The following is an 11,774-nucleotide window of genomic DNA, read 5'->3' as shown; positions in this document are numbered from 1 at the left end:
GATCGCCATTGCACCATCCCGTGGTTTCCCATCAAACCGAGGCTCCCATGAGTGGCTCGACCCGCACCAGCGCCGACCTCGATCCGCGCCGCCGCAAGATCCTGTTCCGCTCCTGGCATCGTGGCATGCGCGAGAACGACCTGATCATGGGCGGCTTCGCGGACGCCCATATCGGCGAGCTCTCCGAGGCCGAGCTGGACGAGTTCGAGCGGCTGATCGAGGTGCTCGACCGCGATCTTCTGAGCTGGATCACCGGCGAGGCCGAGGTGCCGGAGAATTACGACACCGCCGTGTTCCGCCGGCTGAAGGCGTTCCACCATCACGAGCGGCCGATCCACGTCTGACGTGACGGGGCGAAAGCCGGCGCAAGCGTCATGGTCGGGCTTGACCCGACCATCTCTGAATTCATTGCCCTCTCGTCCCGAGATTCTCGGGTCAAGCCCGAGAATGACGCATTCCCCATGAGCATCCCGCCTCCCGCCCAGATCGCCAAGCTGCAGAGCGACCGCATCCTCGATGCGCTCCATCGTGGCGACAAGCCGACGCTCGCCAGCGTGCCGGACGGCTTCGATGCCGTGATCCTCGCCGATCTGACGCGGGCGCGGGCGAAGAAGGCGGAGGGGCCGGCGATGCTCGTCTTCGTCGCCCGCGACGGCCAGCGCCTGCAGGTGCTGGAGACCGCGCTGCAGTTCGTCGCGCCCGATCTCGAGGTGATGTCCTTTCCGGCCTGGGACTGCCAGCCCTATGACCGCGTCTCGCCGGCGCCCTCGATCGTCGCGCACCGCATGACGACGCTGTCGCGGCTCGCCAAGACCAAGTCCGGCGACAAGCCGCGCCTGCTGCTGACGACCGTGAATGCCGCGCTCCAGCGCGTGCCGGCCTTCTCGAAGGTGGCCTCCGAGAGCTTTTCGGCGGCACCGGGCAACATGGTCGATACCGAGCAACTGGCGCGCTGGCTCGACATGAACGGTTACTTGCGCACCTCGACCGTGCGCGAGACCGGCGAATTCGCGGTGCGCGGCGGCATCGTCGATCTCTTCCCGCCGGGCATGCCGGCGCCGATCCGGCTCGATTTCTTCGGCGATACGCTGGAATCGATCCGCACCTTCGATCCGGAGACGCAGCGCACCACCGGGCAGATGCGCGGACTCGACCTGGTGCCGATGTCCGAAGCGCAGATGACCAGCGAGAGCATCCGGCGCTTCCGCCAGAGCTACATCACCACCTTCGGCACGCCGGGCCGCGACGACACGCTCTATGAAGCCGTCAGCGAGGGCCGCCGGCCGGCGGGGCTGGAGCATTGGCTGCCGCTGCTGGCGGAGCGGCTCGACACGCTCTTCACCTATCTGCCGGACGTGCCTCTGGTGCTCGACCACCAGGCCGAGGATGCGGTCGGCGAGCGGATCAGCCTGATCAAGGATTACTACGACGCCCGCAAGGCGGCGATGGACCAGCCGAGCGCCGGCGGCGTGCCCTACAAGCCGCTGAAGCCCGATGCGCTCTATCTCTCGCCGGCCGACTGGCGCGGCATCGTCGACCAGTCCGGCGTCGCCACGCTGACGCCGTTCCAGCTGCCCGACAGCGACGGCAAGCTGATCGTCGATCTCGGCGCCCGCCAGGGCCGCAGCTTCGCCGCCGAGCGTGCCGACAATGCCGGCAGCGTCTTTGACGCGGCGGTCGCGCATGTGAAGGCGCTGGAAAAGGATGGCCGGCGCGTCATCCTCTCGGCCTGGTCGGAGGGCTCGCGCGAGCGCCTCGCCCATGTGCTGGCCGATCACGGCCTCAAGACCGTGCAGATGACCGGCTCTCTGCGCGCCGCCTTCGACCTGAAGCCCGGCACGACCGCGCTCGCCGTCTGGGGCTTCGAGACCGGCTTCGAGGCCGGCAAGCTCGCCGTCATCGGCGAACAGGACATCCTCGGCGACCGGCTGGTGCGCCCGCGCAAGAAGACGCGCCGGCCGCAGGACTTCATCGCGGAGCTGTCCTCGCTCTCGCCGGGCGACCTCGTCGTCCACGTCGATCACGGCATCGGCCGCTTCATCGGGCTGCGCTCGATCACGGCGGTCGGCGCGCCGCATGACTGCCTCGAGATCCATTATGCGGCCGATTCCAAGCTGTTCCTGCCGGTTGAGAACATCGAGCTGCTCTCGCGCTACGGCTCGGAGGACACCGAGGTCGCGCTCGACCGGCTCGGCGGCGGCGGCTGGCAGGCCCGCAAGGCCAAGCTGAAGCAGCGCATCCGCGAGATGGCGGGCAAGCTCATCGCCATCGCCGCGGCGCGCGCGTTGAAGGAGGCGCCGCGCCTGATCCCGCAGGAGGGGCTCTACGACGAATTCTGTGCCCGCTTCCCCTATGAGGAGACGGAGGACCAGCAGAACACGATCGATGCCGTGCTCGACGACATGGCGGCGGGCCGCCCGATGGACCGGCTCGTCTGCGGCGATGTCGGCTTCGGCAAGACCGAGGTGGCGCTGCGCGCCGCCTTCGCCTGCGCGCTCGCCGGCAAGCAGGTCGCGGTGGTCGTGCCCACCACGCTGCTGGCGCGGCAGCATTACCGCAACTTCGCCGAGCGCTTCAAAGGCCTGCCAGTGAATGTCGGCCAGGCCTCGCGCTTCGTCTCGGCGCAGGACCTCAAGGCGGTGAAGGCTGGCATCAAGGACGGCACGATGGATATCGTCGTCGGCACCCATGCGCTGCTGGCTAAGGGCATCGAGTTCAAGGATCTCGGCCTCGTCATCGTCGACGAGGAGCAGCATTTCGGCGTCAACCACAAGGAGCGGCTGAAGGAGTTCCGCGCCGAGGTTCACATGCTGACGCTGACCGCGACGCCGATCCCGCGCACGCTCCAGCTCGCCATGACCGGGGTGCGCGAGCTCTCGATCATCGCGACGCCGCCGGTCGACCGTCTCGCCGTGCGCACCTTCGTGACGCCGTTCGACCCGCTGATCGTGCGCGAGGCGCTGCTGCGCGAGCGCTATCGCGGCGGGCGCTCCTTCTATGTCGTGCCGCGCATCGAGGACATCGCCGACGTCAAGGATTTCCTCGACAAGCAGGTGCCCGAGGCCAAGGTCGGCATCGCGCATGGCCAGATGGCGGCGGGCCAGCTCGAGGACGTGATGACGGCGTTCTACGAGGGCCAGTACGATGTGCTGCTCTCGACCACGATCGTCGAATCCGGGCTCGACATCCCGACCGCCAACACGCTGATCATCCACCGCGCCGACATGTTCGGCCTGGCCCAGCTCTACCAGCTGCGCGGCCGCGTCGGCCGCTCCAAGGTGCGCGCCTATGCGCTGTTCACGGTGCCGGCGACGCGCAAGCTGACCGACCAGGCGCAGAAGCGGCTCAAGGTGCTGCAGTCGCTCGATACGCTGGGCGCCGGCTTCCAGCTCGCCAGCCACGATCTCGACATCCGCGGCGCCGGCAACCTGCTCGGCGACGAGCAGTCCGGCCATATCAAGGAGGTCGGCTACGAGCTCTACCAGCAGATGCTGGAGGAGGCGGTGGCCGCGCTCAAATCCGGTGTCGAGTTCGAGAGCGAGGCGCAGTGGTCGCCGGCGATCCAGATCGGCGCGCCGGTGATGATCCCCGAGCATTACGTCACCGACCTGACGCTGCGGCTGACCCTCTACAAGCGGCTCTCGACGCTGGACGACGACGGCGACCTGCAGTCCTTCGGCGCGGAACTGGTCGATCGCTTCGGGCCGCTGCCCGAAGAGGTCCAGCAGCTGCTCGAGATCGTTGCGATCAAGGCGCTGTGCAAGCGCGCCAATGTCGAGAAGGTCGAGGCCGGCCCCAAGGGCATCATCGTCGCCTTCCGCGACAACGAATTCGCCAACCCGGAAGGGCTTGTCTCCTATGTCGCGAAGATCGGCACGCTGGCCAAGGTGCGCCCTGACATGCGCGTCGTCTTCATCGACGATTTCGAGACGGCGGAAGCGCGGCTGAAGGGCACGCGGCGCCTGCTCACCGATCTGGCGCGGATCGCGGAGCGCAAGAAGGCGGGCTGAGCCTCCACGGTCATGGCGAGCGCAGCGAAGCAATCCAGGTGACGTCGAGCGAGACATCTGGATTGCTTCGTCGCTTTGACGACGCCGTCTCGACGGGCCGCTACCGCCGGCTGACCGCGATCTCTGCGGCGCTGGTGACGTCGATGTCGACGATGGCGATGTCGGCGCGGTCGACCGCCGGCAGGCTGCGCTTCCCGGCCGGGCGCTGCACGAAGACGAGGCTCGCCAGCGCCGGATGGCTCGCCAGGCGCGAATGGGCGAGCGCCGCCTCCATCGTTCCCGGCAGCACGAGATGGACGTTGCGCCCACCGGCGAGGCAGGCCTGGAGGTCGCCGAGGCTGAACAGGCCGAGCGTCAGCAGTTCGACGCCGGTCAGCATCGCCATGGCCGGGCCGCTGGCCAGCGCCGCGAGATCGCCGCCGACCAGCGTCGTCACGATCCGCGAGGCTTCCATCGGCTTGAGCAGGCGCGAGATCTCGAGCGCCCGGGCGAGCACGTCGCGCTCGGTGACGGGAAGGGGGCCGGCCAGCGTCATGGCGTCGACGACCTGGAGCGGCGCACGCTCGCCGAATTCCGGCAGCGGGTGCAGGGTGGCGCTGTCCATCAGCCGGTCGAGCGGCGCGATGCCGTCGGGTATGTCGGCGCCGAAGCCGCCGACGAAGCGAGTCCCGAAGGCGCGCACCGCGAGCTCGCGCAGCATCAGCAGCGGCCGCAGCGGGCCGACCCGGGAGACGCCGAGCGCCATGACGGCATCGGCGGCCTCGATCAGCCGCAGCAGTTCCAGCTCGTTGCCATGCATCGGCAGCAGCATGGGCGAGAGGCCCGCGCGCAGGCAGGCGAGCACGGAGACGATGGCCTCCGGCCCGAGTGGCGCCAGGATCGCCACGCGCGCCCCGGGCTGGGCGCGGTTGACCGCGAGCAGCCTCGCGAGCCTGTCGGCGGCGCCATGGAGTTGTCCGAAGCTCTGGGAGCCCGGGATCGCATCGCTCCAGCCCTGCCGGCCGGGCGGATCGCGCAGCGCCGGCTCGTAGCCGCGACCGGCCGCCAGCGCCTGGAGCAGGGTGTCGAAATGCAGGCCATCCAGGAGGGCAGCGGCTTCGTCCGGTCCGGCCCGCATCGGCGAGGTCTCTCAGTTCGCGGGCGCGGGCGCCGCGGGGCGGCGGGCCAGCACTTCGGTGGACAGGAAATAGCGCGGCTTGCGGGCCGGCAGCACGATGTCGCGCCCATGGGCGATCCAGCTGTCCGGCAGGTAGTAGAGCGGCACGACGTAGAAGCCCGAGAGCAGCAGCCGGTCGAGCGTGCGCGCGGCGGCGACGAAATCCTCGCGCTCGCGGGCGGCGAGCAGGGCCTGCAGCGTCGCATCGATCGCCGGCGAGGTGACGCCGGCATAGTTCAGCGAGCCCTTGCGGCCGGCATTGGCCGAGCCCCAGCGCCCGATCTGCTCGTTGCCCGGCGAGGCGGAGACGGGCCAGGTCCACTGGATCATGTCAAAATCGAAGGCCGAGAGCCGGCGCCAATACTGCACGTCGTCAATCAGCCGGACCGTGACGGCGATCCCCAGCCTGGCCAGCGATTGCGCATAGTTCAGGGCCAGCCGCTCCTGCGGCCGGTTGGTGACGGTGATCTCGAAGGCCAGCGCATCGCCGCCCCTCATGCTCCGGAGCACGCCGTCGACCAGGCCGTAGCCGGCCTTGTTGAGCAGATCGAGCGCGCGACGCGCCTGCTCGCGGTCGCGTCCCGACCCGTCCGTCGCCGCCGGTGTCCAGCTTCCGGCGAGGATGTCGGGCCGGACCGCGCCGGGGAAGGCGGCGAGCAGCGCCTGCTCGCGCGCATCGGCGGGCTGGCCGAGCGCGGAGAGTTCCGAATCCGAGAAGAAGCTCCCCGCGCGGCGGTAGACGCCGTGGAAGAGGTTGCGGTTGACCCATTCGAAATCGAACATCATGGCCAGCGCCTCGCGCACCCGCACATCACCGAAGAAGGGGCGGCGGGTGTTGAAGACCAGGCCGGTCATGCCCTTGGGCGCGTCGAAATGCAGCGTCTCGCGCAGGATGCGGCCGTCGCGCACGGCCGGCACGTCGTAGCCGGTCATCCAGCGCGTCGGGTCCGGCTCGATGCGGACATCGTAGAGCCCGGCCTTGAAGGCCTCGAAGAGGGCGTTGGAATCCCGGTAGAAATCGTAGCGGATCTCGTCGGCGTTATAGAGCCCGCGCGTGAGCGGGTGGTCCTCGGCCCAGAAATCGCTGCGCCGCTTCAGAGTGATGGTGGCACCCGGCACGAGGTCGGCGACGACATAGGGGCCCGAGCCCAGCGCCGGCTTGAAGCTGGTCTCGCCGAAGGTCTCGGCTTTGGTGGCATGTTTGGCGAAGATCGGCATGGCGCCGATGACCAGCGGCAGTTCGCGGTTGCTGCCGTCGCCGAGCTCGAACTCGACCCGGCGCGGGGAGGGAGCCGAGGCCTTGGTGACGCGGCCGAGGCTCGAGCGATGAAACGGCTTTCCCTTCGTCTTCAGCATCTCGAAGGTGAAGAGCACGTCCTGCGCCGTGACGGGCGTGCCGTCGGAGAAGCGGGCGCGCTCGTCGATCTCGAAGGCGAGGCGGGTGCGCGCCTCGTTCAGTTCCACCCGCGAGGCGAGCAGGCCATAGGCGGTGAAGGGCTCGTCGGCCGAGCGGAAGAGCAGGCTCTGCTGGACATAGCGCGGCACCGCATCGGGCGCGACGCCGAGCACCACCAGCGGATTGAGGCTGTCGAAGGTGCCCTGCTGGCCGAAGACGATGCGCCCGCCCTTCGGCGCGTCAGGATCGGCATAGGGCAGATGCGCGAAGCCGCGCGGCAGGGCCGGCTCGCCATGCATCGCGATCGCGTGGTCGACCGGCGGCTGCGATTCGGCGCGAGCCGTCGTGGCCGAGGCGACGAGCAGGGCCAGCAGGGCGAGGAGGGCCATGGCGGCGGCCCTGAATGCCGTCTCGGCCGCGTGAAGCAAATGCATCGTCCAACCTGATTCTGGCTTTCAGGATAGCATGCCGGGCTGTCTCTTCGTCAGCTTTTCGGGCTGGAAACCCGCAGCGGAACTGGCTAAGCCGGATCAAGACGTCATGCTCACGCCGCATTCGCCCCTGATGCACCGCTTGCGATGGCCGGCAGGGATATGCGATGGGGGCTGCCGGTGGTGACGTGCGCGGCTTGCGAAGTCGTGATCCCGAATTCGCTGATAAGGAAAACTACATGTCCGCTTCGTTTCGCCTGTCCACCCGTGCCCTGAGCATCGCTCTCAGCACGGCGATCGGCCTCGCTCCGATGGCTTCCCTCGCGCAGCAGCCGCGCCAGGCTCCGCGCCCGGCCCAGCCGGCGCAGCCCGCCCAGCCGCCGGCCGGCACCGGCCCGACGGTGGTGCAGGTCAAGCCCGAGCCCTCGCAGACCACCTGGACCAAGGTCTGCGGCAAGGACGAGGCCGCCAACAAGGAAATCTGCTACACCACGCGTGATTTCGTTTCGGACCAGGGGCAGCCGGTGCTCGCCGTCGCGGTCTATGACGTGAAGGGCGATCCCAACAAGATCGTGCGCTTCCTGATGCCGCTCGGCCTGCTGCTGCAGCCCGGCATCCGCTTCGGCGTCGACACCGCCCAGCCGACCGCCGGCCGCTACGCGATCTGCTTCCCCAATGGCTGCTTCGCCGAGGCGCAGGTGAAGGACGACTTCATCAATGCGATGAAGAAGGGCAACACGCTCAGCGTCAGCGTCCAGAACCAGGGCGCCCGCGAGGTCTCCTTCGCCATCCCGCTGACCGATTTCGCCAAGGGCTTCGACGGCGCGGCGATCGACCCCAAGGTGCTGGAACAGCAGCAGAAGCAGCTTCAGGACGAGCTGGCCAAGCGCCAGGAGGAACTGCGCCAGCGGCTCGGCGGCGGCGGCGCCAATGCGGCGCCGGGCGCCGCGCCGGCGCCGGGAGCTGCCCCGGCGACCCCGCCGAAGCCCTGAGCGGTCACACGCCCCCATACGCAAACAGGCCGCCCGGAAGGGCGGCCTGTTTCGTTTCTGGTGAGGGTAAAGTCCGGAAGGGTCCCGGTCAGTTCAGGCCGGCGCGGTCGATCTGGTAGCGGCCCTTGCGGTCGCGGCGGAAGAACTCCTTCGCCTGCGGATGGCGCACGGGGCGCCCGGTCTCGTCGATGACGAGGTTCTGCTCCGAGACATAGGCGACGTACTCCGTCTCGTCGTTCTCGGCGAAGAGATGGTAGAAGGGCTGGTCCTTGGACGGGCGCAGATGCTCGGGGATCGCCAGCCACCACTCCTCGGTGTTGGAGAAGACCGGGTCGACGTCGAAGATCACGCCCCGGAACGGGTAGACCCGGTGCTTGACGACCTGGCCGATCCTGAACTTGGCGGAACGTGCTTCCATGGGTGGGCGATCCATCCTGTCTTGGGGCGCTGGTCTGAAGCGCTGTCTTTGGCGCGAGCGAGCCTGAACCTGCGCGCTTGCGTGAGAATTGCGTCGCAAATGCGTCGAAATCAACCGTTTTGACGCGCGCCGCCGATCACATCCCGTAGCGGGCCGCCAGATCGGGGTCGCGCGCGGCGACCTGGCGGGCGAGATCGACGATGACCTTGGCCTGTTTCCAGGTGGCGTCGTCCTGCATCTTGCCGTCGATCATCACCGCGCCCGAGCCGTCGGGCATGGCCTCAAGGATACGCATCGCGAAGGCGACCTCGGCCGGGTCGGGGCTGAACACGCGCTTGGCGATGGCGATCTGGGAGGGGTGCAGCGTCCAGGCGCCGGCGCAGCCGAGCAGGAAGGCGTTGCGGAACTGGGCCTCGCAGGCGGCCTCGTCGGAGAAATCCCCGAAGGGGCCGTAGAAGGGCTTGATGCCGGCCGCCGCGCAGGCATCGACCATCTTCGCCAGCGTGTAGTGCCAGAGATCCTGCTGGGCGACGGCACGCGGCCCGCCATCGGGCGTAGGGTCGGCGATGACCTTGTACTCGGGATGCCCGCCGCCGACGCGGGTCGTCTTCATGGCGCGGGAGGCGGCGAGATCGGCCGGGCCCAGGCTCATGCCGTGCATCCGCGGCGAGGCGGTGGCGATGGTCTCGACGTTCTTCACGCCCTCCGCCGTCTCCAGGATGGCGTGGATCAGGATCGGCTTGGGCAGGCAATGCTTCGCCTCGAACTGGGCGAGCAGCTGGTCGACATAATGGATGTCCCAGGGGCCCTCGACCTTGGGCACCATCACGACGTCGAGCTTGCCGCCGATCGCCGCTATGATCGCGGTGATGTCGTCGAGAAACCAGGGCGAGTTCAGCGCGTTCACCCGCGTCCACAGCCCGGTTTTGCCAAAGTCGACGGCCTGGCCCATGGCGATGAAGCCGTCCCGCGCCGCCTGCTTGGCCTCGACGGGGATGGCGTCCTCGAGATTGCCGAGCACGATGTCGACCTGGCCTGCGAGGTCGCCGACCTTGGCGCGGACCTTCTCGAGATGCGGCGGCACGAAATGGATCATCCGCTCGAGCCGCAGCGGCAGCTCCCGAAACGGCTCTGGCGCGCCGATCGCGAGAGGCCGGAAGAACTGGCGCGGCGTCTTGGTGGTCATGCGGGCGCTCCTGCTGCGGTGCAGCGAATGTGGCCCAGCAGGGAGGGCGCGTCCATCGTCCTTTGGGGGGCAGGCGAGTGGGGATAAGGATGAAAACCTAGGAAAACAATCCAAAGCCAAATTTCCTAGGAATCAGCTCCCCTACCTCGGACAGGGACTGCTTCTTAACGATGCGCTGTCGGAATTTCCGATCATTTCGACGTGGGTGGGCAATACTCAAACGAGCGCCGGGCAATTTTTAAGTCGCGAAGCGTCTACTCCTTCAATTCGCGAGCAATAACGTCGAAAAAACTCCTTACGTGATTCAGTACAGTAAGGGCCTGAGGCTCGCCATAAGTTGACCGGTTATGCGCAATATGATTGCGCCATCCATCCTTGAAATGGCTGAATTCCTTTGCCGCTTCTGATAGAAATTGTAGACGAGCAGCCTTTGCCGTCCCTGCCGGCAGTCTTTGCCCTTCGGTTTTGATGGCAGCTTCAATCTGGTCGATAATTGGCTGCCAGTTTTGGACGCCGGGTTTAACGACTACCTCTGCAGCGAGCGCATTAAGCCCAGTCTCTAGCGCACGCATACAATGGTAGGCACACGCGGTGGGAGCGCCTGCAGCGTAGCAATTTCCAGCAAGCCGAAGCTCAGCATCAGCAGTAGGAAAAGCGATTTTTGCTGAAGGTGTGATCAAGACATCGCTTTCATAATATTCCGATCGATGAGACGGAACGTATAAAAAAAAAGTCTATTATTCAATTCGTTGTATAGGCATTCGATCAGAAGATTGTATTCCCCCTCTGATTGTGGGAGGGCTTTTAAGCGAGGCTCGATTAATTGAGCTGTTGTTTTCAAATTTAACTCGTTAGCCAATTTGTAAATTCGGCCCAAATCACGCCTGAATTCGTCGTCATGGCGCGCACGTTCTGATTCATTCTTACTGCCTTCGCGCAAGCCAAAATGACCGGTCATATCGGTAATCAGGCCGCCCATGTTTAAATAGCGAGTAGCGTTAAAGCGCAGCATTTCTTGCAAGCTCCACGACTTACCGAGGAAGGAGCCGATTCCCCCGGTATGAGCACATCATAGCGCTTTTGGCCGTTTCTCGCTGTCCGCCACCCGCCCCGGCGCCGTTGCCGCTTGCGTGCGGGCCGGCACCGGCTAAACAGCGCCGGGCAGGTCGATCCCTCTCGCGGTCGGCGCCTCCGCTGGGACTGTCGACCGCATGGCCGATCTCGCCACCATCGCCAATCTCGTCGCGCCCTTCTTCGGGCTGATCCTGCTCGGCTTCGTCATCGGCCGGTGGAAGCGCCTGCCGGAGGCGGGGCTGGTCTGGCTGCAGTTCTTCCTGATCTATGTCGCGCTGCCGCCGCTGTTCTACCGGCTGATCGCCGACAAGCCGGTGACGGAGCTCGCCAATGGCCGCTTCATCCTGGCGACGACGCTCTCAACCTTCCTGGTCTTCATGCTCTCGCTGGTGGTGGGCCTGCGGGCGACGCGGGGCGACCTGCCGCAGGCGGTGATGCAGGGCGTCGCCGGCTCCTATTCCAATATCGGCTATATGGGCCCGCCTCTGCTGCTGGCGGCGCTGGGACCGGGCGCGAGCGCGCCGCTGGTGCTGATCTTCGTCTTCGACAGCCTGCTGCTGTTCTCGATCATCCCCTTCCTGATGGCGCTGGCCGGGGTCGAGAAGAAGAGCCCGCTCGAAACCGCCCGCCAGGTCGCCTGGCAGGTGGCGACGCATCCCTTCAACGTCGCGACGCTGCTCGGCATCCTCGCCAGCGCGACCCATTTCGAGCTGCCCTCGGTGCTCGACAAGATGACGCTGTGGCTCGCGCAGGCGGCCGCGCCCTGCGCGCTCTTCCTGCTCGGCGTCACCGTGGCGCTGCGGCCGATGAAGACGCTGCCGGCCGAGGTGCCGGTGCTGGTCGCGATCAAGCTCGTGCTGCACCCGCTGCTGATCTGGGTGCTGCTCTCGGCGATCGGCAATTTCCCCGACATCTGGATCTTCACCGGCGTGATCATGGCGGCGCTGCCGCCGGCGCTGAACATCTTCATGATCTCGACGCAGTACCGCGTCGGCATCGACCGCGCCTCGGCCTGCATCCTGATCGGCACCGTCGTCTCGATGGTGTCGCTGACGGGCTTCCTGTGGCTGGTGAAGACGGGCAGGATGGCGGCCGACCTCTTCCCCTGACG

At 67.0% G+C, this 11,774-nt stretch carries 10 protein-coding genes; 4 read left to right on the top strand and 6 right to left on the bottom strand.

Features of this window, described 5'->3' with window-relative positions:
* The first annotated feature begins 47 nt into the window (after positions 1-47).
* Both SJY11_RS14875 and mfd read left to right on the top strand, forming a co-directional pair.
* Positions 48-344, top strand: coding sequence for an FAD assembly factor SdhE (locus tag SJY11_RS14875; RefSeq protein ID WP_376987347.1), 297 nt, complete (start codon positions 48-50; stop codon positions 342-344).
* A 117-nt stretch (positions 345-461) separates the two neighbouring features.
* Positions 462-4,010 (top strand): transcription-repair coupling factor, encoded by a 3,549-nt coding sequence (gene mfd, locus SJY11_RS14870; RefSeq protein ID WP_376987346.1) that lies wholly within the window; start codon positions 462-464, stop codon positions 4,008-4,010.
* Between the two features lie 100 nt (positions 4,011-4,110).
* Here the strand turns inward: mfd and SJY11_RS14865 are convergent, their stop codons facing one another.
* On the bottom strand, positions 4,111-5,127 hold the full coding sequence (locus tag SJY11_RS14865) for an AMP-binding protein (RefSeq protein WP_376987345.1): 1,017 nt from the start codon (positions 5,125-5,127) through the stop codon (positions 4,111-4,113).
* Between the two features lie 12 nt (positions 5,128-5,139).
* The gene (locus SJY11_RS14860) at positions 5,140-6,951 is read right to left on the bottom strand and encodes an extracellular solute-binding protein (RefSeq protein ID WP_376987344.1); all 1,812 of its coding nucleotides are present in this window, start codon (positions 6,949-6,951) and stop codon (positions 5,140-5,142) included.
* Between the two features lie 281 nt (positions 6,952-7,232).
* Here SJY11_RS14860 and SJY11_RS14855 point away from each other — a divergent pair, with 281 nt between their 5' ends.
* Positions 7,233-7,985 (top strand): invasion associated locus B family protein, encoded by a 753-nt coding sequence (locus tag SJY11_RS14855; RefSeq protein ID WP_376987343.1) that lies wholly within the window; start codon positions 7,233-7,235, stop codon positions 7,983-7,985.
* Between the two features lie 88 nt (positions 7,986-8,073).
* Here the strand turns inward: SJY11_RS14855 and hspQ are convergent, their stop codons facing one another.
* From hspQ to SJY11_RS14835, 4 genes are all read right to left on the bottom strand, one after another.
* Positions 8,074-8,403 carry a heat shock protein HspQ gene (hspQ, locus tag SJY11_RS14850; RefSeq protein WP_069055336.1) on the bottom strand — a complete coding sequence of 110 codons (330 nt, stop codon included), beginning with the start codon at positions 8,401-8,403 and terminating at the stop codon, positions 8,074-8,076.
* Positions 8,404-8,539: 136 nt separating this feature from the next.
* Positions 8,540-9,589, bottom strand: a complete 1,050-nt coding sequence (locus tag SJY11_RS14845) for an HpcH/HpaI aldolase/citrate lyase family protein (protein WP_376987342.1) — start codon at positions 9,587-9,589, stop codon at positions 8,540-8,542.
* A gap of 254 nt (positions 9,590-9,843) precedes the next feature.
* Positions 9,844-10,269, bottom strand: a complete 426-nt coding sequence (locus tag SJY11_RS14840; protein WP_376987341.1) for a hypothetical protein — start codon at positions 10,267-10,269, stop codon at positions 9,844-9,846.
* A complete protein-coding gene (locus tag SJY11_RS14835) occupies positions 10,266-10,601 on the bottom strand; it encodes a hypothetical protein (protein ID WP_376987340.1) in 336 nt (111 codons plus the stop codon). Before SJY11_RS14835 ends, SJY11_RS14840 begins: the two co-directional genes overlap by 4 nt.
* A gap of 199 nt (positions 10,602-10,800) precedes the next feature.
* Here SJY11_RS14835 and SJY11_RS14830 point away from each other — a divergent pair, with 199 nt between their 5' ends.
* Entirely contained in the window at positions 10,801-11,772 is a 972-nt protein-coding gene (locus SJY11_RS14830) for an AEC family transporter (RefSeq protein WP_376987339.1), read from the top strand.
* The last annotated feature ends 2 nt before the right edge of the window (positions 11,773-11,774 follow it).

It is taken from the genome of Allobosea sp. R86505 (genome assembly GCF_042466375.1).
Lineage (GTDB): Bacteria > Pseudomonadota > Alphaproteobacteria > Rhizobiales > Beijerinckiaceae > Allobosea.
The sequence above is the reverse complement of the archived record's forward strand: the minus strand, read 5'-3'. Positions and strand labels throughout refer to the sequence as shown.

Bases quoted from the DNA above. Each gene is read 5' to 3' on its own strand.
- SJY11_RS14875 (WP_376987347.1), top strand. From the start codon at position 48: ATGAGTGGCTCGACCCGCACCAGCGCCGACCTCGATCCGCGCCGCCGC.
- mfd (WP_376987346.1), top strand. From the start codon at position 462: ATGAGCATCCCGCCTCCCGCCCAGATCGCCAAGCTGCAGAGCGACCGC.
- SJY11_RS14865 (WP_376987345.1), bottom strand. From the start codon at position 5,127: ATGCGGGCCGGACCGGACGAAGCCGCTGCCCTCCTGGATGGCCTGCAT.
- SJY11_RS14860 (WP_376987344.1), bottom strand. From the start codon at position 6,951: ATGGCCCTCCTCGCCCTGCTGGCCCTGCTCGTCGCCTCGGCCACGACG.
- SJY11_RS14855 (WP_376987343.1), top strand. From the start codon at position 7,233: ATGTCCGCTTCGTTTCGCCTGTCCACCCGTGCCCTGAGCATCGCTCTC.
- hspQ (WP_069055336.1), bottom strand. From the start codon at position 8,403: ATGGAAGCACGTTCCGCCAAGTTCAGGATCGGCCAGGTCGTCAAGCAC.
- SJY11_RS14845 (WP_376987342.1), bottom strand. From the start codon at position 9,589: ATGACCACCAAGACGCCGCGCCAGTTCTTCCGGCCTCTCGCGATCGGC.
- SJY11_RS14835 (WP_376987340.1), bottom strand. From the start codon at position 10,601: ATGCTGCGCTTTAACGCTACTCGCTATTTAAACATGGGCGGCCTGATT.
- SJY11_RS14830 (WP_376987339.1), top strand. From the start codon at position 10,801: ATGGCCGATCTCGCCACCATCGCCAATCTCGTCGCGCCCTTCTTCGGG.